Source organism: Nostoc punctiforme PCC 73102, assembly GCF_000020025.1.
Classification (GTDB): Bacteria; Cyanobacteriota; Cyanobacteriia; order Cyanobacteriales; family Nostocaceae; genus Nostoc; species Nostoc punctiforme.
This window is the reverse complement of sequence record NC_010628.1, coordinates 2224616-2244889: the sequence shown is the minus strand read 5'-3', so window position 1 is coordinate 2244889 and position 20274 is coordinate 2224616. Positions and strand designations below refer to the sequence as shown.

23 protein-coding genes are annotated in these 20274 nt (G+C 41.1%); 15 read left to right on the top strand and 8 right to left on the bottom strand.

All coding sequences use genetic code 11. From position 1 onward, the window contains the following. Nucleotides 1–60: 60 nt before the first annotated feature. Nucleotides 61–744, bottom strand: coding sequence for a uracil-DNA glycosylase (locus NPUN_RS09255; protein ID WP_012408503.1), 684 nt, complete (start codon nucleotides 742–744; stop codon nucleotides 61–63). Nucleotides 745–938: 194 nt separating this feature from the next. Here NPUN_RS09255 and NPUN_RS09250 point away from each other — a divergent pair, with 194 nt between their 5' ends. Further along, nucleotides 939–1637, top strand: a complete 699-nt coding sequence (locus NPUN_RS09250; RefSeq protein ID WP_012408502.1) for a phosphoribosyltransferase — start codon at nucleotides 939–941, stop codon at nucleotides 1635–1637. 27 nt (nucleotides 1638–1664) lie between these two features. On the opposite strand, the gene NPUN_RS09245 is transcribed toward NPUN_RS09250, so the two are convergent. The 4 genes from NPUN_RS09245 to NPUN_RS09230 all read right to left on the bottom strand — a co-directional run bounded on the left by NPUN_RS09245 (nucleotide 1665) and on the right by NPUN_RS09230 (nucleotide 5160). Then, nucleotides 1665–2765 (bottom strand): tetratricopeptide repeat protein, encoded by a 1101-nt coding sequence (locus NPUN_RS09245; protein WP_012408501.1) that lies wholly within the window; start codon nucleotides 2763–2765, stop codon nucleotides 1665–1667. A gap of 81 nt (nucleotides 2766–2846) precedes the next feature. Beyond that, nucleotides 2847–3317: an NADAR family protein gene (locus NPUN_RS09240; protein ID WP_012408500.1), complete on the bottom strand. Its 471-nt coding sequence runs from the start codon at nucleotides 3315–3317 to the stop codon at nucleotides 2847–2849. A 468-nt stretch (nucleotides 3318–3785) separates the two neighbouring features. Next, nucleotides 3786–4628, bottom strand: coding sequence for a cyanophycinase (locus NPUN_RS09235; RefSeq protein ID WP_012408499.1), 843 nt, complete (start codon nucleotides 4626–4628; stop codon nucleotides 3786–3788). 328 nt (nucleotides 4629–4956) lie between these two features. Continuing rightward, on the bottom strand, nucleotides 4957–5160 hold the full coding sequence (locus NPUN_RS09230; protein WP_041565287.1) for a hypothetical protein: 204 nt from the start codon (nucleotides 5158–5160) through the stop codon (nucleotides 4957–4959). 328 nt (nucleotides 5161–5488) lie between these two features. Here NPUN_RS09230 and NPUN_RS09225 point away from each other — a divergent pair, with 328 nt between their 5' ends. Further along, a complete protein-coding gene (locus NPUN_RS09225; RefSeq protein ID WP_012408497.1) occupies nucleotides 5489–7399 on the top strand; it encodes an acetate--CoA ligase family protein in 1911 nt (636 codons plus the stop codon). Between the two features lie 570 nt (nucleotides 7400–7969). On the opposite strand, the gene NPUN_RS09220 is transcribed toward NPUN_RS09225, so the two are convergent. Then, nucleotides 7970–8692, bottom strand: a complete 723-nt coding sequence (locus tag NPUN_RS09220) for a carbonic anhydrase (RefSeq protein ID WP_012408496.1) — start codon at nucleotides 8690–8692, stop codon at nucleotides 7970–7972. 230 nt (nucleotides 8693–8922) lie between these two features. On the opposite strand from NPUN_RS09220, the gene NPUN_RS41685 reads away from it, so the two are divergent. Next, the gene (locus NPUN_RS41685; RefSeq protein WP_167315594.1) at nucleotides 8923–9081 is read left to right on the top strand and encodes a hypothetical protein; all 159 of its coding nucleotides are present in this window, start codon (nucleotides 8923–8925) and stop codon (nucleotides 9079–9081) included. Between the two features lie 360 nt (nucleotides 9082–9441). Then, nucleotides 9442–12033: a chloride channel protein gene (locus NPUN_RS09215; protein WP_012408495.1), complete on the top strand. Its 2592-nt coding sequence runs from the start codon at nucleotides 9442–9444 to the stop codon at nucleotides 12031–12033. A gap of 131 nt (nucleotides 12034–12164) precedes the next feature. On the opposite strand, the gene NPUN_RS09210 is transcribed toward NPUN_RS09215, so the two are convergent. Together NPUN_RS09210 and NPUN_RS09205 are read right to left on the bottom strand one after the other, a co-directional pair. Next, complete coding sequence (locus NPUN_RS09210) at nucleotides 12165–12959, bottom strand: MinD/ParA family ATP-binding protein (protein ID WP_012408494.1); 795 nt, start codon at nucleotides 12957–12959, stop codon at nucleotides 12165–12167. Between the two features lie 43 nt (nucleotides 12960–13002). After that, nucleotides 13003–14064 carry a c-type heme family protein gene (locus NPUN_RS09205; RefSeq protein ID WP_012408493.1) on the bottom strand — a complete coding sequence of 354 codons (1062 nt, stop codon included), beginning with the start codon at nucleotides 14062–14064 and terminating at the stop codon, nucleotides 13003–13005. A 437-nt stretch (nucleotides 14065–14501) separates the two neighbouring features. On the opposite strand from NPUN_RS09205, the gene NPUN_RS09200 reads away from it, so the two are divergent. From NPUN_RS09200 to NPUN_RS09150, 11 genes are all read left to right on the top strand, one after another. After that, nucleotides 14502–14741: a CTB family bacteriocin gene (locus NPUN_RS09200; RefSeq protein WP_012408492.1), complete on the top strand. Its 240-nt coding sequence runs from the start codon at nucleotides 14502–14504 to the stop codon at nucleotides 14739–14741. An 80-nt stretch (nucleotides 14742–14821) separates the two neighbouring features. Further along, complete coding sequence (locus tag NPUN_RS09195; RefSeq protein WP_012408491.1) at nucleotides 14822–15061, top strand: CTB family bacteriocin; 240 nt, start codon at nucleotides 14822–14824, stop codon at nucleotides 15059–15061. Nucleotides 15062–15147: 86 nt separating this feature from the next. Then, complete coding sequence (locus tag NPUN_RS09190) at nucleotides 15148–15387, top strand: CTB family bacteriocin (protein ID WP_012408491.1); 240 nt, start codon at nucleotides 15148–15150, stop codon at nucleotides 15385–15387. A gap of 87 nt (nucleotides 15388–15474) precedes the next feature. After that, nucleotides 15475–15714, top strand: a complete 240-nt coding sequence (locus NPUN_RS09185; protein ID WP_012408490.1) for a CTB family bacteriocin — start codon at nucleotides 15475–15477, stop codon at nucleotides 15712–15714. 96 nt (nucleotides 15715–15810) lie between these two features. Beyond that, nucleotides 15811–16050 (top strand): CTB family bacteriocin, encoded by a 240-nt coding sequence (locus NPUN_RS09180; protein ID WP_012408490.1) that lies wholly within the window; start codon nucleotides 15811–15813, stop codon nucleotides 16048–16050. A 47-nt stretch (nucleotides 16051–16097) separates the two neighbouring features. Further along, entirely contained in the window at nucleotides 16098–16355 is a 258-nt protein-coding gene (locus tag NPUN_RS09175; protein ID WP_012408489.1) for a CTB family bacteriocin, read from the top strand. A gap of 29 nt (nucleotides 16356–16384) precedes the next feature. Further along, entirely contained in the window at nucleotides 16385–16624 is a 240-nt protein-coding gene (locus NPUN_RS09170) for a hypothetical protein (RefSeq protein ID WP_012408488.1), read from the top strand. A gap of 50 nt (nucleotides 16625–16674) precedes the next feature. Further along, entirely contained in the window at nucleotides 16675–17046 is a 372-nt protein-coding gene (locus tag NPUN_RS09165; RefSeq protein ID WP_012408487.1) for a hypothetical protein, read from the top strand. Nucleotides 17047–17190: 144 nt separating this feature from the next. Further along, a complete protein-coding gene (locus NPUN_RS09160; protein ID WP_148220276.1) occupies nucleotides 17191–17418 on the top strand; it encodes a hypothetical protein in 228 nt (75 codons plus the stop codon). A gap of 188 nt (nucleotides 17419–17606) precedes the next feature. After that, complete coding sequence (locus tag NPUN_RS09155) at nucleotides 17607–18704, top strand: cyclic nucleotide-binding domain-containing protein (RefSeq protein ID WP_012408485.1); 1098 nt, start codon at nucleotides 17607–17609, stop codon at nucleotides 18702–18704. Between the two features lie 125 nt (nucleotides 18705–18829). Next, complete coding sequence (locus tag NPUN_RS09150; RefSeq protein WP_012408484.1) at nucleotides 18830–20272, top strand: NHLP bacteriocin system secretion protein; 1443 nt, start codon at nucleotides 18830–18832, stop codon at nucleotides 20270–20272. Nucleotides 20273–20274 lie beyond the last annotated feature (2 nt).

Sequence of the window (20274 nt, the reverse complement as noted above, 5' to 3'; positions counted from 1 at the left end):
TTCAATTAAAACAGGCGATCGCAATTAGTGAAATGGGATATTTTGGGTAAGTCTACCAAATTAATTGTTATTTTGGAATTCGTCTAACTTGGCCCGTACTGCCTGGATATCCTGCCACATCAACCATTTGGGCGCACCTCTTTCTTTAGAAGGATTACGCAGTAAGTAGGAAGGATGAAAAATCGGCATACATAAACGCCCTTCCCACTCCAGCCACTGTCCGCGAATTTTCGTAATTCCTCGCTTATCTCCAGTGATGCCTTTGACAGCAGTTGCACCTGTTAACAAGATTATTTTAGGGTCAACTAGGCGAATTTGTTCTAGTAAGTAGGGTAGACAAGCCGCCACTTCTGTTGGAGTAGGAACTCTATTATCTGGTGGGCGACATTTATTTATATTAGCTATATATACATCATGCTCGGTAGTTAGATTCACTGATGCCAGAATTTTCTCCAGCAATTGCCCCGATCTACCTACAAATGGCAAACCAGTTTCGTCTTCATTTTGACCAGGCGCTTCCCCAATAACCATAATTGGGGCTTTGAGATTACCGCGTCCGACGACAGCATGAGTCCGAGTGTCTCCCAATGGACAACGGTGGCAGCGATCGCAATGCTGTGCCAACTCCGTTATGGTGGAATAAGTTCCGGGAGCGATCGCAATTTTAGCGTCTGTGGGAATTAGTTCTCGTTGGTTAAAGGTTGAGTCGTCGTCGAAGAGGCTGAGTTGAGTTTCGCTGCTCATGAAAATTAGGATTTTGATATCAGCGCCAGCTGTTTTATCTGAGTTAAATACTGCTCTGGTTGGAGATTTATCAGAATAAATAGACTTTTGCTGAATACTTAATTATTTATACAAAATCTTATTGTATCAGTTAATTTGAGACAAAATTCAGTCATGATAAAAGCAGTGCTGTCCTAAGATGCTGGGGGGAACCCATGTCACAGACCCCGCTTTTTGCCGATCGCACCCATGCGGGTGAGTTATTAGCGCGAGTGATTCAGGATGTTTTGACTCAGCAAACTATTGCTTCTGGGATAAAACCTGTACCAATTGTTTATGCTTTGCCAAGAGGGGGTGTACCAGTAGCAGCACCAATAGCACATCTATTGGATTGTCCGTTGACAATCGTTGTAGCAAAAAAGATTAGCCATCCAGAAAACCCAGAGTTAGCAATTGGTGCAGTGACTACTTACGGAAATGTTCTTTGGACCGATCAAAAGCTATTTCGGTTCAAAGATGATACAAATCTGCGGGAAGTGGCTTTAAATAAAGCTATTATCCAAGCTAAGTCTCTTGAGGCTCAATTAATTACTGCTTGTCCGCAGGTGAATGCCGAGAATGCTACGGCTATTTTAGTTGATGATGGCGTTGCTACAGGTATGACAATAGCAGTTGCCGCTACTGCTATCAAAGCACTTTCTCCAGCAGCAGTTTGGCTATGTACTCCCATCGCACCACAAAGATTGCTACCTTGGTTAGAACAGTGGGGCGATCGCACAATCGTCTTGGAAACACCAGAACCCTTCTGGAGTGTGAGTAATTTTTACGCACAATTTCCCCAAGTTGAGACATCAGAAGTTCTCAGATATCTCCAGCAACAAAATACAATGGGACCAATGGATCTATCCGAGTAATTTTGAATTGTTTCCTTCTTTTGCTTTTTAACTATTTGAAGATGTTCCTTGCTGGTATTGCATAGCTTTGACATAATCACCCAAGGCGTAGCAAGCGACTCTCAAACGATCGAGAGCTTCTTCTTCACTACGACGGTCTTTGATATTCCTAGCTAAGAGCAAACGTTGTTCATAATATGTAATTGCTTTGTTATAGTCACCCAGAGCTTCACAAGCAACTCCTAAACTACCTAAAGATTGTTCCTCGCTACGTTTGTCCTGAATTTCTCTAGCTAATAGCAACCGATCTTCATAATACTTAATAGCTTTAGCATAATCACCTAAAGCATAACAAGCATTACCTAGATTTTTTAGTACTTGAGAAGCACTGCGAACATTTTTTAAAGAGCGTGCTAGTACTACACACTGCTCATAATATGCGATCGCTTTTGAATAATTATTCAAAGCATACCAAGCATTACCCAAATTTTTGAGTACCTGTTCTTCGCCCCAGTTATCTTTGAGTTCTCGCACAATCTCTAGGCTTTGCTGCTGATACTCAATAGCCTGTGTAAAGTTACTCAAAGATTTATATACCAATCCCAAATTATTCAATGCTGCAACTTGACTCCGTTTGTCTTGCAGCTGTTGCGTTATTTTCAAACACTTTTCTAGAAACTCAATAGCCTTGTTGTGGTCATTCAAATGACGGTATGAATTTCCTAAATGGGAAAGTGCTTGCATTTGCAATGCTAAATTTGAGGTGTTATTGAGCAAAGACAAACACTCCTCCGAGTAAGATATCGCGCCTTTATAGTCTCCAGCGCTATAAGTTACCAATCCTAAAAAAGAAAGCGCCTGTGCCTGTTTTTGCAAATCCCCAACTGCCTGAAATAGCCCCAAAGCTTGTTGTAAAGACTTCAGCGCCGCAATTAATTCACCAGCTTGCTGCTGTTGAATTCCTTGCCGTAGTAGCTTGGATGCTTCCGATAAATTGTCATCATTTTCCTGTGGAGGTAGTATTTCTGCATGTGAACCAGAGTCAAATTCATGAGTAATTGTATTACGCTTCACTGGTTTTAAGTATGTTATGGGTAATTGTAGGGGAATTATATTTTTCGAGCTATTATTCCATTCGCCTTTAGGCATCAACCCCTTCCTTTGAAGTCTGGTGGTAAATATAGTGTTCCCAAAACCAGAAGGTATCTTTCATCAGGTTGGTTTAGCGTATCATTTAACACTTCTACGATCAACATCTGCGCTGTATTTATAGTTCAGGCTCTCTCGCACCTCCATTAAAATTTTTCCTAGGATATTTTTACCGCTACCATCGGCTCCGCAACCCCAGTAAAAATCGATGGGCGAGTTTTCAACAATTTCTGCATTGCCTGTGGAAAGTAGGATATTCCTAATATCAGTATGAGTTTGAAATTTGCACAGCACAGCTTGCCGCATGATATCGTCTTTAACTTGTTCCCAATCTTGACGTAGTGGACGGGTTCTCTCACGCCCCATTCTTGCCGCATCTTTAGGTGTTTTAACTTGGCGGATTAGTTCTACATGAGGTGTATCCACAAACTTTTGCGCTTGAAAGTAGTGTTCGCTGGTTGACCAATACATTCCATCTAATTGAAAGCCGTGGGGCGAAAAGTTAGAGAAACAGCCATATTCTTCACGAGTGCTATAAAAGTAGATTGTCATAAAAGTTGATCGGCTATTCGACGTATAGTTTGAATTAATTATTACCTACATTTACCAATTCTCTGTAAATTTTGACTTCATAATTAATTCATTTACCGATCTTTTTCTTTATGTACTACCTAGATTTTATGGTTCGTTTAAGTAAGTTGGCACAATAAAATCAAACTAGATAAAACCCTTATACCTATTGCCTGTTGCCTATTGCCTTATCCCAACGACAATTATTTACGCCCACTTACTTATAAGTGCATCATCATGGAGAGTTGATATTACTTATTCGTAACAGTTTACTGAAGTTAAGATAAGGAATATTAAAAATTAATCCCCCCTTTCCTCCTGAATAAAGGGGGGCTGTGTCCCCTATTTCTGAGAGTACTTGAGAGGATATTCAAGAGATAAATGCTAATAATCTACAATTATTAATTATTTATTCAAGTTAAACGCACCTGTAAAAAATTAGGTGTTGATTCAACCAACAGGTACAGAGACATTAGCCACAGAGCTATTATTTAGGATAGGTTGGCGGGTTTTCAAGTCAAATTTGAATCCATGTGGTAAAATATGAAGCTTTGCTCCGCAAATTGCCAAAGACTCATCCTTCAAAATTTCGCCCATATTGTTGTATGTAGCTTCTGATTCATCAACAATTGTCACCGCACCTTCACCAATCACTTCAATTTGGTTATCAGTAACTACCATAGCGGTATTCTCGTCAATACCGAATCCTAAAACAGCAGGTTCTAGTATTAAAGCTGAAATTAAGCGTCCCAAACGTCCACGCTGGGAAAAATGCTGGTCAATTACCACCCCTGGTAAAAAGCCTAGACCAGGACCCATTTCAACTGTTTCAATTCGAGGATGCGTTTGAGAATCACCTTCAACTATCATTTTATCTGGCATCACAGCAGCGCCCGCACTTGTACCGGCGACCACTGCACCTTCCGCGAACCGTTTATGAATGGCCGCATCAATTTCGGTATCCTTAAGGATATTGGTGATACGAGCTTGATCTCCACCAGTAAAAAATACCCCAGTTGCTTTATGAATTGCTTCTAACGCGGTAGATGAAGATGCATCTTCGCGGGTTTCTGTATCAATTATGCGAACATTCTCGGCTCCCAACCGCTCAAAAACTCTAATATAATTTTCTCCCACTTCTCTTGGTAATTCTGTCGCAGCCGTCATAATGACAATGTGCGCCTTCGTACCTCCGGCGCGTCGCACAAAGTCTCGCAGAATTTGGGAATCTCCTTCTTTATCTTCGGCTCCCCCAATAATTACCAACTGCCGTTTGAAATTACTTTCCACCATGATGCCCCCTGATGTGACTTAATAAATTTCACTAAACCATGACAATTAAACTATCAAATCATCCCTCTGGTAGATTACCTGATGAAAGATAGTATTAGAATTTGCGTTTGCAATTAGACCAAAAGATTTTTCAGGAAAATGATATAGAAAAATAGCCATCCTCAGAATTAATTTTTTTTACTAAATAAAACGCCAAAAACTAACTGCCTCTAGAGAGATTTTCTAGAGGCATTATTGACTGCGTTTCTAAATTGGCCATTGAAAATTTATCATGCAATTGTTGATATTAACCCTAGCTGAGTGAAATTAGATATCTGAATGGTGAGCCCTAATGAATGCGACTTCTATAAAGCAAGTTAGTCAAGAAAAAACGTGCTTGTTCTAGTGGGAGATGCCTGGGTTTGCCTTGGTAGACAATTTGATACTCATTTATGTCAGGCCCATCACCATGACCAGAGATCAGCTTTTGGTGAAAAGCTTCCTCAGCAAGTTCTCGAATTTCATCTCTTAGATCAGCTTGTGTGCTATTCATCCTTTGCTGTCTTTTCAATACCACATATTTATTTATACAGATTTTGGAATGCGTGTTGCACCTTTCAAAGGTTATATCTTTGACCATTCATAAGGATGAAGTGGCTATTATTTTTTATTCTTTGCCTTTTCTGCCGAGGAAAAGAAATTTAATATGCCTTGAGATAGTTAAAAATGCTTACTAATAAGTTTAATGTAGGTTCTGATTAGATCAATGGCTTTGCCATCACTCTCCAAGAATTAATCTGAATCAGCCTCCAACCAACAAGTCTGAGTAACGATAACTCAGCATAGAAATTTCAGGGTGTTTAGCCAAAGGTTCGTAATCAATGGTTCTACAAAAAAGCAGTGACTTAGTTCGCATTAATGCTAGAAGAACGGATGTATTCGATATTTTCAACTTCAAGCATTATGTTGGCCCCAACCCCTATTTAGATGCAGGGGCGTTAGTATTTGACTTTGCTCTAGTGGACTCTAGAGAGCCTTTGCCCATAGACGATTATATTGCAAGCATTGGCGATCGCTATCCAAATCTGGGCAGCCAAAGCTACGAGTCCCATGCCTATCTATTTGCCCAAGTTGTGTCCGAAGTCGGAAAACTTGATATGGATTTGCACCTTAAGCATTGGAGTGTTAAGCCATATCCAGATTTCGTGCGAATTAGCGTCCAATCACTACATGAACGCACAACTAGAGAGGTCGTTTATTTTGTTTGGGATTGGTTTGAAGCCATTACCCAAGACGAAGACTTTAACTTTGAGGAGCAGCTAGTGAGGCTGCAAAATAGATTTCGCGCGTCTGTCTATGGTGGCCCCACAGTTTACGCCCTATTGCGAACAGCCTACGAAAAAGGTATTCCCGCCTTTTATTTGTGGGAAGAAGGATTAATGCAATACGGCTTTGGAAAAAAACACGTCCGAGGAGTAGCAACCACATTTAACTGTGATAGTCATCTAGATTCAGAGTTTACCACCCGTAAAGATGACTGCAAAGCATTTCTAAAAACCTTGGGTTTCCCAGTCCCTGAAGGCGATATCGTCTTTTCTGAAAAGGAAGCCTTGGCAGCAGCAAGAGAAATTGGCTACCCAGTGGCAGTTAAGCCAGTGGTAGGTCATAAAGGAATTGGCGTTACGGCTGACGTACAAGACTCAAAAGAGCTGGAATCTGCTTATAATAGAGCATTAGCAGCGATTCCTGAAGATCAAGTAACTAGGATAATTGTTGAGAAAAGTATTTCAGGATCGGATTTTCGGATGTTGTGTGTCAATGGCAGATTTGTCGCCGCCACAGAACGCCGTCCAGCATCGGTTGTCGGTGATGGCTACTTAACGCTTGCAGAATTAATTCGCCTAGAAAACCGCAAACCTGCACGTTTAGATACGCCCACCTCACCCATGAGTAAAATTCAGATTGATGAAGCGATGGAACTTTACTTAGAGGAACAGCGCTTATCACTAGACAGTGTGATTGAAAAAGGACGCACTGTTTACCTGCGTAAAGTTGCCAATCTTTCAGCCGGAGGTATGAGCATCGATGCAACCCACACAGTTCATGATGACAATATTATCTTGGCGCAAGATATTGCCCAACATTTCCAGTTGACTTGCCTTGGTATTGATGTCATTACCAAAAGTCTCTCCGAATCTTGGAAATCTAGTAACTTCGCTATCCTGGAAATTAACGCTGCACCAGGAGTTTTAATGCATCTTAAACCTTCTGAAGGTGAAAGTGTTGATGTACCTTCTCATATTCTAGAAACCTTTTTTGAGTCGGGTACAGATTCGAGAATACCGATTATCACATTTAATAGAATCTCAGTTGAAGAACTGCAAACAACAATTGATCATATCCTTTTGCAACATCCCAACTGGACAATTGGCGCTGTTTGTCGTGATGCAGTTTTTGTGAATCGCTCGAAAAAAGTATTAAGCAAAAATTACAATAGTAACGTCCAAACTTTGCTCCGTCATCCCAAAGTTGATTTGCTGATTGCCGAATATGCGGAAGACATCTTAGATGAAGAGGGGATGTTTTACCGGAATAGTAATATCGTGGTTTTGGATAATCCCACCGAAACTGAGATGATGCTGGCGCGGGATGTCTTTGATGGTTCTACTGTGGTGATTAGAAAAGGCAACGATATTTCTATCCGTCGCAAAGGGTTGATTGAAGATTATACTTTGGCTGAAGATGAACCATTTACACGTGTTTATTTGAAAGAAACTGGAACGATTTTGTGAGCTAGCTTAAGAGGTTGTTTTAAAAGTTTTTGGCTGCGATCTAGGGACTTGCTTATCTCCTTTACCCCCCTTTTTGAGGCTACGGTGTACACACATCCCTCTACAAAACCAAAATGTTGTAGCTCCTTCTAAATACTCCAATTTAGCGGAGGAATTTGATAGGTTTTTACCCACTATTTTATCGCGAGGGTTTGGGGAATGAAAAGCTTGTGGGACAACTTTAAAAGACTTGTGTGTACACCGGATCTCAATACTTTTCAGTTAAGGGGGAAAGGGGAAAGGGAAAGGGAAAGGTTTGAATTTCCCTTTCCCCAAAGCCCAGTAAGCTTTCCCCAGACCAAAAGAGAGATTATTGGGTTTAACCGAAAAGTATTGCACTGGAGCTTTTAAGGGTAGGAAATCGAAGTAAAAGTCCCCTAAATTATCGGTAGATTTAGAGGAATATATACTTTTGATACCTAAACTACTCTAAATTGAACAATAAATTTGATTAAGCTACAAAGTTATCAATAATAATATTTTTTTAACATTATTAAGCTCAGAATAGTACGCCTTAAAGGTATTATGTATTCAAGTAATTATGTTGACTTTACCAGTGTCAATGTCGTAACAAGCACCAACAATTTTTAGTTTACCTTCACTGAGCAATTTGGCTAAAATTGTTGAGCTTTCCTGCAATTTTTCAGTCTGATATTGAATGTTGGCAATAACTGCATCTTGCATATTATCACCTGTCCTTAACTTTACCATTTCAACAGATGGTTTGATGCCCTCAATAATCAAACCAATTCTTCCAGGAAGTGGTTCGTTTTTGATTGCTTCTGCAACTGCACCGCATCTTTTATGACCTAAAACCACAATCAGCTGCGAGCCCAATACTGTTGTAGAGTATTCTAGACTACCTATAACTGTGTCACTGACCACATTACCAGCAACTCGCACGACAAATAAATCTCCAAGTCCTTGATCGAAAACAATTTCCGCCGGGACTCTAGAATCTGCACAGCCCAATATGGCGGCAAAGGGATATTGAGCTTTAGCAACTAATCGCAGATGTTCTAATGATTGATCGGGATATTTGCGTTTTTGATTGATAAATCTTTGATTACCATCTAGTAAGCGTTTGATAGCTTCATTAGGATTCACTGGATTAGGGCTAACTCGGTGAATATCAGCAATAGCAGTTTGCTCTGTATTCCAAAAGCTATCACCAAAAGCAGTAGCCGCAATACCTATCACACTGGCAAATTTTAAGAAGTCACGTCGCCCTACAAATCCATTAATTCGACTCATTAATCTAACTGATAACAACAAAGCTGTTCTCAGGAAGATATCACCTTCAAGCAAGATGTAAGAGTACCATCCTACACCATTTAAGAGTCATTTAATCTTCATACACGATCGCTACAGCTACTTCATCTATCTAGCTTTTACAAACAGAAGAGTTGCTATTAGATATATCTAGGAATTAAATATGCCTTATCTATAACCTTTGTAGAGATATTGACTATGTACTACAAGGGTTGACAAATGATTGGTGGTCGCTGCTCAAGTCTAAGTGGTTTGAGACAGGACACTTCGGTTTAGGAGCAAACGATTGGGTGTCTAATTTGGGGACACCAGATTCACCTGCTACACCGAGAGATAACCCTACAGGAAAAACGCCCAAACCCATTAAGTAAACGTGAATTTAACAGGGTTAATTGACTGTAGTATCAGCTTAAAGGTTAATTTTTAGAAGCAGGCAATTTTAATTTTTAGAGATGTCAAATTAATATTTGCAGTCTAATTTATTACAAAGTCAACACCCTGGTATTTCACTGTTTATTTACCTGCGGCTTCGTACAGAATTTATGCGCTCATTCTGAGAAAGTCGCGCATGAATTCTGTTTTGATAATTTTGAATACATATATCTCTATCATTTTGCAGAGAAAAATTTCATTTTAATTTCATTTTTTAATGCAAAACTATAAATAAGTACGTAAAAAAATATTTTTGAGATTTTTGCAGTTGTAATATATGAGAAGTGATTACTAAAAATATGTTAGCAAGGGGAAAAATTCTGTGGTTGAGGCTTTCCCGTCAGCTGCTTCGACCAAGGCGCTTGGCTTTCGTTGAAGCTTGCATAATTGGTTTAGTTTCTGGGCTAGCAGCAGTTCTGTTAGGACAGGCGGTAGACTGGGCGGGAGCATGGCGAGTGCATCTTTCTTACATCTGGCCTGCCTACTTGGTACTACCAGGTATTGGACTGGTAGGGGGAATCTTAGCTGGTTGGCTAGTAGAGCGCTTCGCACCTGAAGCATCAGGTAGTGGGATGTCTGAAGTCAAAGCCGTATTGGCTCGTGTGCCGATGCCATTAAATCTGCGAATCGCTCTGGTCAAGCTGGTCAGCGCTACACTAGTGCTGGGTTCTGGAATGCCTTTAGGACGGGAAGGGCCAACTGTCCAAATTGGGGCAGCTTTGGCAAATCAACTTAGTAATTGGGTACCGACTTCACCAGAGCATCGCCGCCAACTGATCGCCGCTGGAGCCGGGGCTGGATTAGCAGCGGCTTTTAATGCACCGATCGCAGGTGTCCTGTTTGTAGTGGAAGAATTACTCCAAGATGTGTCAGGTATCACTCTTGGCACTGCGATTTTGGCTTCTTTCATCGCTTCAGTCATCTCCCGGTTGTATGGTAGTCACAGCTTGGATCTGAATCATCTGGATTTAAGCTTTTCACATACCACTTTCTTCGCTCAGGAAATCCCTTTCTACTTGATTTTGGGGGTGCTAGGTGGGCTAATAGGCATTCTGTTTAATAAAAGTATTCTTGCAAGTCTGGCAATTAATCGGCGTTTACTAAATCTGAGTTTACCCTGGCGAATTGGAATTGTGGGGTTAGTAACTGGTGTTGCGATCGCTCTGTTACCTATCACCTTTCGCAATAATGCTGGGCTGAGAGAAATTTTGCTTGTAGGTAGTGGGAATTGGCTATTTGCAGCGATCGCTCTTTTAGTCCAATTTACCCTAATTATTTTAACCTACGGCTCAGGAGCGCCAGGGGGTTTGCTGGTTCCCACATTGGTCTTGGGCGCTGCTCTTGGCTACTTAGTTGGTGCTGCCGAACAGAGTTTGCTGGGAATGAGTGCTGCAACAACCTACGCTCATGTGGGAATGGCTGCACTTTTTAGCGCCGTCTCTAAAGTGCCGATTACAGCAGTTGTCATTGTCTTTGAGATGACGACAGATTTCAATCTGGTGCTACCGTTAATGATTGTATCTGTGATTGCTTATTTAGTAGCAGAAAAAATTGACCCGCGATCGCTCTATGACCTTCTACTAGAGTGGAAAGGGATTCACATTACAAAAGAGCCAGGCACAGAGGGGATTTTAGCACAAATAAGTGCCGCAGATGTAATGCAGCGACGTGTCGAAACCCTATCTAGCCAGATGAGTATTGATGAGGCAGTGCAGGCATTTTCCGACTCTCATCATCGCAACTTCCCAATTTTAGAAAAAGGTAAAGTTGTTGGCATTGTCACTCAGAAAGATTTAGTTAATCTTGCCTCGCAACAGTTAAGTGGAAATACAACTATCAGCCAGATTATGACACCAGAGCCAGTAACAGCGAGTCCCACAGCGACGCTGGCTTATGTGCTGCATATACTCAATCGTTATCACCTCAGCTGCTTGCCTGTTACAGAAGGTCGGAAGCTAGTAGGAATTATTACTCGTAGTGATATTATCCGTGTAGAAGCAGAGAGGTTGAATGGTAACACCCAACAGATAGAATCGAAATCAGCAACTTCTTATGTGATTTACCAAACTCGCGCTCCGGCTACAGGCAAAGGAAGGTTACTAGTACCACTTTCGCATCCACAGACAGCCGAGACTTTATTGGAAATGGCTGGGGCGATCGCTAAAGCTAACAATTACGAAATAGAATGCCTACAAGTAATTATTGTTCCATCTAACCGTATCCCATCTGAAACACCAGTACAAATTACCAAAAGCCTTGAGCTTTTACAGAAAGCAATACTGTTAGGAGAAAAGTGGCGGATTCCCGTTCACACCCAGATCCGAGTTACCCATAATGTCGCTGGAGCAATTTTGGAGACTGTCAAAGATCGACATATCGATTTGGTATTAATGGGATGGAAAGGTACTACATCAACTCCTGGTAGAGTTTTCAGCCGAGTGGTAGATACCATAATTCGACAGGCAGGTTGTGATGTTGTCTTGGCCAAATTGGATGATAAAAGAGCTTTTGACCGTTGGTTGTTGCCAATGGCAGGTGGTCCTAACTCCAGCCAAGCAATTCGGTTATTACCTGCTCTTGCTTCCTTAAGTAAATCCCCCCAAATCAATCTATGTCAAATATTCCAGCCTACTAAGTCTCTACCTGACACAACATTACTAGATAAATCTGTTCACTTTCTCCAACGCCGAGTTAAAGGTAAAGTGGTGGCGACTCCAGTCCAAGCCAATTCTGTTTCTGAGGCTGTACTTGAATGCGCCCAGCAAGACAACAGTGATGTTATTGTTTTGGGAGCTAGCCGTGAAAGTCTACTACAACAGGTAATTCAAGGAAATATTGCAGAAAATATTTCTCGCAAGAGTAATTGCACAGTTATTATGGTCAAAACTTAATTACGTAGGCGCAAGCTTACACGTAGGGAATTACGAATTAGGATAGCTCTGAGCAATAATACTGCTCCAGTTAATGCACTCGTCTAGTTTCCAAATCTGTCACCCTAGTACCCACCCTTGATAACTAACGCTTATTTGGCAAACAATCTAACTCCAGAACCAGTGATTTGTTTGGCGATCGCACTAATTTTTTGAGTCCATGAATGATCTGGATACCGCAAACAGAAGATTCCACCACTCCCTAATTCAAACATCTCTTCACAAACAGGGAGTATTCCAGCCACAGGGGTTTTGTAGGTATTCTCCACTCGTTTCCCTAACTCTTTGAAATCTAAAGATGGCAGAGCTTTGTTGATCACTATTAGCATTTTAGGTACTTCTAGCTTACGAGCAACATCTATCGCCACTGCTGTACCTTGATAATCCTGTTTATCTGGACGGAGAATCAGCACCAGGACATCAGAAAGAATAATAGATAGTAACGTTTCTTCGTTAATGCCAGGATGAGTATCGATCAACAGATAGTCAAGTTTTAAACGGCGAACTAGATTATGTAAACCATCATTCAGTCGACGTGCGTCATAGCCCTCGCGCAAGATTCGAGAAATGTCACTCATCTTAATGCTGGAAGGAATTAGATGAACACTTCCCTGGCGACCAAAAAATGTTTGTTTTTGTTTGAGAATGGCGCTAACGTCATAAACGGCTTCTTCAATTTGACAACGACCCCATAGATAATCGTTCAATGTGTAGCGAATTCGCTCTTGTTCAAGACCAAATAGAACGTGGATTCCTGGAGATTGGATATCTGTATCAACTATCCCAACTCGTTTTCCAGAACGAGCGATTAGGGCAGCAAGATTACTCGTAACATTTGACTTACCAGTTCCGCCTCGGAATGAGTGAATGGAAATAATTTCAGACATAATAAATCCTCAATACTAATTTTTAATTCGTAATTCTTAATTATTAATTTGGAGTATTCCGTTTATTTCTGATTGCTTTTGCTTCCTCCTGCAATTTTTGGAATGTTTTTGATTCAGCAATTTCTGCAACTTCACGCGCACGTTTAGCTTCATCAACTTCTATACGCAGTGTATGCAACTGTTGTCTGAACTGTTGTTCACGGGCAGAAATTTCATGCACCATGCGTTGAAAAACTCGTCCTAATTGTCCTAATTCATCATGACGTTGCACAATCGATGTTAGCTTTTCACGATCGTACTCTTGTGCTTCTTCGACACTAATCTCATTCATACTAATTTTCTGAGCAAGTTGTGCCATTGGTTTAAGCGGTTGTAGTACATTTCGCTTTAACAAATAATTAATGAGCAAAATCATGATGGCGAAGATCGTAATAAATAAGCTAATGAATAAAACAAAAGCACGATGAGCATCCTCAAAGACTTGTTTGGCAGGAATATAAATAATTTGTGTGCCTAAAATTTCATTGAGTTTCCACCCAAAGCCATTTTCTGAACCATAACTAGCAATCTGACTTTTTGGAGCAACTTCAGGAGTGCTATGACAGCGTAGACACGTTGGATTATTAATGGAAAATGGACGAGCGTTATAAAACATTTTCTCGTCATAAGATTCATGAAAACCGGATATGTTTTTCAACCCTGGTTCCTTGCGAAATCGTTCGATAAGTTCCGTTTCAAATACATCTGCTTTATCTCGTAAGTTAGTTGGGTTTAGGTTGGCATCTTTGTATAAAAAATCTTTAAAATCTTCGTTTTTCCGAAGATTTTCAAACACTTCTCTTACTGCAAAGCTGGGAACAACTTCAGGGAGAAATGTGGCTTGAGTGTCCAGCATTGGTGTCAGAAGAGGATTGATACGCGTGTGTGTATAGTTCCTCACTGAGTTCATAGTTTCTGCAATAACTTGGCTGCGATAAGCAATTTCGGCTTCTGCTTTTTGCTCAAGTGCATGAGATAAAGCAAAACCACTAACTGCGATCGCGCCGATGAACACCAGCAATAAAAGTAAAGTAAATTTAGTTGCTAATTTGAATCTATTAAACATTGTTGTTTGAGTTTTTATTTACAACATTGCTAGAGACTGATAACTATAATTTCTTAATTTAGTTGATTTAGTGATGGATGTAGAATGCTCTCATTTCTTGGGACCGATCCTAATTTTGCATTCGTGCTTCCACGTTTAGTCATACTACGATATTGCAGTGAAATGCCACATCTGAAAGCAAATCCATGACTTTTGTAGTAACTAGCTGGGTTAGCCTATGACGAAAGTCTTACGCATTGCCCAATACCATATAGCGAAAGTTAGACGACATCTACTTACTTCGCTTAGGTGAAATCCTAGACGTTTTTCAGATGTACATAGCTAAGTTGATTTCGTATTGTAGAGACATCAAGCGAGGGAAGCGGTAAGCGACTAAGCAGTAAATCACTCTCTCTGCTTGATAAATAACACACATTACACATTAAGGAGAAAACATCATGTCTGACAACATTCAACCCATAGAATTATCTGCTGAAGAATTGGACAACGTTGCTGGTGGTGCTTTTAGCTTTGTCGATGCTGACAACGACAACAAATTAGATCAACAAATTAGTGAAACCGTTATCGGTCCTCATGGCGGGATTGGCTCTTCCACCGCTCAACAAACTGCTACATCTCATCAAAGTTTGTACGAAGTCAAAGCAACTGGCTTCTTTCCTACCACTATTGAAAAGTAGTAACTAATTAGACAGGGCAGAACTCAATAAAGCATTCTGCTTGATACAACACACATCATACACATTAAGGAGAAAACATCATGTCTGACAACATTAAGCCCGTAGAATTATCTGCTGAAGAATTGGACAACGTTGCTGGTGGTGCTTTTAGCTTTGTTGATGCTGACAACGACAACAGATTAGATCAACAAATTAGTGAAACCGTGCTTGGTCCTCATGGCGGGATTGGCTCTTCCACCGCTCAACAAACTACTACATCTCATCAAAGTTTGTACGAAGTCAAAGCAACTGGCTTCTTTCCTACCACTATTGAAAAGTAGTAACTAATTACACAGAGAGAACTCAATAAAGCGTTCTGCTTGATACAACACACATCATACACATTACACATTAAGGAGAAAACATCATGTCTGACAACATTAAGCCCGTAGAATTATCTGCTGAAGAATTGGACAACGTTGCTGGTGGTGCTTTTAGCTTTGTCGATGCTGACAACGACAACAGATTAGATCAACAAATTAGTGAAACCGTGCTTGGTCCTCATGGCGGGATTGGCTCTTCCACCGCTCAACAAACTACTACATCTCATCAAAGTTTGTACGAAGTCAAAGCAACTGGCTTCTTTCCTACCACTATTGAAAAGTAGTAACTAATTACACAGAGCAGAACTCAATAAAGCGTTCTGCTTGATACAACACACATCATACACATTACACATTAAGGAGAAAACATCATGTCTGACAACATTAAGCCCGTAGAATTATCTGCTGAAGAATTGGACAACGTTGCTGGTGGTGCTTTTAGCTTTGTCGATGCTGACAACGACAACAGATTAGATCAACAAATTAGTGAAACCGTGCTTGGTCCTCATGGCGGGATTGGCTCTTCCACCGCTCAACAAACTACTACATCTCATCAAAGTTTGCACGAAATCAAAGCAACTGGCTTCTTTCCTACCACTATTGAAAGTTAGTAACTAATTACACAGAGCAGAACTCAATAAAGCGTTCTGCTTGATACAACACACATCATACACATTACACATTTTACACATTAAGGAGAAAACATCATGTCTGACAACATTAAGCCCGTAGAATTATCTGCTGAAGAATTGGACAACGTTGCTGGTGGTGCTTTTAGCTTTGTTGATGCTGACAACGACAACAGATTAGATCAACAAATTAGTGAAACCGTGCTTGGTCCTCATGGCGGGATTGGCTCTTCCACCGCTCAACAAACTACTACATCTCATCAAAGTTTGCACGAAATCAAAGCAACTGGCTTCTTTCCTACCACTATTGAAAGTTAGTAACTAGAACTCAATTAACACATATCACAAATTGAGGAGAAAACATTATGTCTGACAACATTAAGCCCGTAGAACTATCTGCTGAGGAATTGGACAACGTTGCTGGTGGTGCTTTTAGCTTTGTTGATGCTCACAACTTCAACTTTTCGGATAAGCAAACTAGTGCAGTGATTATCGGTGCTGATGGCGGCATTGCATCCTTCAACAGTCAGGAAACTACTATATCTCAACAAGATTTGCGCGAAATCAAATTCACTGGAGAAGAATTTCCTAGCGGAATTCCTAGTAATTTTCTAGGCTCATAATCAACATCACAAGGAGAACGACAAAGATCATGGAAAATGTGCAGCCTAATGAAATGCTGGAACTATCCAATCAAGAACTTGATTATATTGCTGGTGGCGCAACTAGCGATGTCTTGGGAACAAACGCAAATGCCGAAGATTTTCAGTTTGGTTTTGTGGAAATTCCTAAAGAAGGCGGCATTAAGAGCGTTACCTTTCAAGTGAGCGTTTTCTCTGAGCAAGACCTTAGAGAGTTTAAGGAAGCTGGTATTTCTAGCCCTGAAGCTTGATCTGGATTTCTCAGTTTGACAAATTTCAGGAGCAGGAGGGGTTGTTAACCATGAGCCTAGCAGCCACTCGGTTAACTCCCTCCGCCTTATTTAAATTTAACATGTGGGGTCAAGGAGCTTCTATGTCAGGTGACGAAATTACTCCGAATGATGAAGCGATCGAACTATCAGATGAAGAGTTAGACGATTTAGCTGGTGGTTTCAATTTGCAGTTTACATCTATACGATCTCATAGATCGACAAGGGGATTTAGCCAACAAACATCACGAGGACGAGGGTTTCACTCAAAACGGTCGGCTTTTCATGCAGAGACAACAGACTCTTCTGTGTTCCACCTCTCCATCACCGACGCGACAACAGAGGATCTAAAGGTTCTTGGTGAGTTGTTTGGAGATATATCTGCGATCGAAGGTTCTACATAAACGGAGTTTCTCAAATCAATCAATTGCAGTTGGACAAGTTTCGCTCAACTGCGTTCTGAAATTATTCTTGTGTGATTAATAATTTCACTTTCAGAAAATTAGGCAAATTTAGTAATAAATGAAATGACAAGGAAAAAAATGGCAATGGAAAACAAAAAGCAAAATGAATCACAAGAGCTATCGCCTCAAGAACTCGCAAATATTTCGGGTGGTATTGCCGTAGGCGAGCATTATCCAGGTGAGTATCCTACGGAGGATAAATATAACAATCTGTCTGAAGCGATCGCAAAAAAGCTTGAGAATATAAAGTTTCCTTCTTGGAATGACAATAAACCAATAAGCGTTGAGCCGAATGAAGGTCGCGGTGATTGATGCTAAAAACCTGTAGCAACTCATCAACCTAGTTCAATCGCGCAATGGGGAGTTAAACAATTCAAAATTCAAAATTGCGGAAAGTCTAAGTTAAGGCTTCCCTATATCTGAACCATAAATTAAATTACGAATTACGAATTACCCCTCTCTATTTCTCTCCCGTTAGCAGAACGTAAGGAAGTTAAATTATGACAGAAGTTCTACTTAAGGAACTGACAAATAGCGATATTGACTGGATATTGGCAACGGGTCAAAGAGAAGAAATTACTGCTGGTACGATTCTCATCCGCCAAGGAACACCTGTTGATGCTCTCTACATTCTGCTTGATGGTGCATTAAGCGTTTCTGTCGCTCAGGCTGACGATAATCCCATTGGTCGGGCATTTGCCGCCCTTGAAGGTGGCGAACTGTCAGGACGAGAGGTTGCACTGCTGGCAAATGGTGAAGTTGTAGGAGAAATGCCTTTTTTAGCCTCCTACCAGTCTTCAACTACAGTCAAAGCCGCTAGAAAGTCGCTTGTGTTGATGATTCCTCAGCAGCAGTTGATTCAAAAATTGCAGGAAGATGTCACATTTGCTGCCCATTTTTATCGAGCGATCGCAGTTCTACTTTCTCACCGATTAGAGCAGATGATCGGTCAAATTGGCCAAAGCACAGTCGTGCTTTTTCAGCCCCAAATTCGAGAAATCTTATTTACATTTGCAGAATTAAATGATAGCGATATTGGTTGGATGATTGTTGCAGGAAATGCTATGAGACTTCCTGCGGGAACGGTGTTGTTTCAAGCCGGAAGACCTGTTGATGCTCTCTATATCTTATTAGATGGCAAGATGGTGGCTTCCGTTGCTGAAGATACAAGCAATCCTCTCACCCGCGCCTTTTCAACTTTAGAACAGACAGATCATATCGAACGGGAGTTTGCAAGATTATCGCGGGGTGACATAGTTGGCGAAACGCCCTTTGTCGAAGCCAGCCCACCTGCGATGACAATTCGGGCGGTTGAGGATGCAACTGTGTTATCGATTCCCAGATGGCGACTTTCTGCCAAATTGTTACACGATGTGGGTTTTGCTGCCCGATTTTATCGAGTATTAGCGATTTTGTTAGCAGATAAACAGCAAGGAATCATCAATAGTCTGGGTTACGGCAGGATTAACTATAGCTCAGGTAAATCTTTAGATGAACGCTTGACTTATGAAGATGAACTGAGTTCGAGCTTTTTGGCTCAAGTGACATTGGCTGGGACTCGATTTGATTGGATGCTGAAGCAGATTCGCGGGAATTAGGTCATTTGTCATTGGGCATAGGTTATTAATTCTTCTCTCTGATTTTCCCCGACTTCCTTTGCTCCCCTCATTCCCAATTCCCAATTCCCTAATATACAAATTTCTACAACTTGAATGGAGTCAGTATGGTAACGACCAACAAAAGCAATCTATTCCGCAAAGAAGCACTCGATCGTTTATCCTCCCCGGAGCGGCTCGATCAACTCATGCAGGTGGTTCAACCAAAGAAATGGATACCGTTAACTGCGATGGGATCTCTAATTGTTGTTGGACTTGTTTGGAGTGTTTTTGGTCGCATTCCCATTACTGTAGCTGGACAAGGCGTAGTGGTTTTTCCTAGCAAAGTCGTTGGGTTCCAGTCTCCTAGTTCCGGGCAGATTCTCATGCTTTTTGTTCGTACAGGCGATGAGGTGAAGAAAGGACAGGTACTAGCAACAATCGACCAAACTGAACTTCAAGATAAGTTGAAACTTGCACGAGTCAAGCTTGCTCAACTTCAGGAACAAGACCAAAATGCCAATTCTCTGCAACTTCAGCGAACGGTTTTAGATAAGGGTGCAATTGGGCAACAACGTCAAGCACTCCTGCAAACTCTCAAAACAACCCAATCACTAACACCAATTCTCAGAAGTAAAGGTCTGGAGTCGATTCGGCAAGAGCGTCAGAACTTACAGGAACAGTTGCAGACAACGCGAGATTTGATGCCCACGTTCAAAGAACGATTTGACATTCGCCAAAAGCTACGCGAAGAAGGAGCAGTTTCGAGTGATACCGTTCTTCAGGCGCAACAGGAATTTCTCAACAGTAAAACCAAAATCAATGAAATCGAATCGCAACTCAAACAACTTAATGTTAAAGAAGCGGATGCAGAAAGAGAATTCTTAGCAAATATCAATTCAACAAAAGAACTGCAAGCACAGTTAGCAGTATTAGACAGTAAGTTTGCTGGGCAAGCAGAACAAGATTTAGCTATTTCTACTAATCGAAGAAAAGAAATTCAAGACACCCAGCGAGCGATCGCAGAATTAAAATTAGAAATCAAGGCAAACAGCCAGGTTACTAGCAATTTCAATGGACGAATTCTAGAACTTTCTGCTGTTCCTGGACAAACCCTGGAAAAGGGCGCTCGCATTGGCACAATCGAAGCTAGAGACTCCGGGAATAAGTTAGTTGGGGTGGCATTCTTCCCGGTCAGCGAAGGCAAAAAGATTCAAAAGGGGATGGAGTTGCAAGTCACTCCTTCGACCGTTAAACGAGAACGCTTTGGTGGTATTATCGGGAAAGTCACAAGTATTTCTGCATTTCCGGTTAGTAAGGAAAGCGCATCAAGTGTTGTCGGTGGTCTAGAAGTTTTACAAGGGTTAACCACAGAAGGCGCACAAATTCAAGTTTTTGCGGAACTTGAGCCAGATCCCTCGACTAAAAGCCATTTTCGGTGGTCATCCTCTAAAGGGCCAAATAGCCAAATTACACCAGGAACCACTACTTCAGTGCGTGTAAAAGTGGATGAACAATCCCCGATTTCCTTTGTGTTTCCGATTCTGCGATCGTGGAGTGGAATGTATTGATT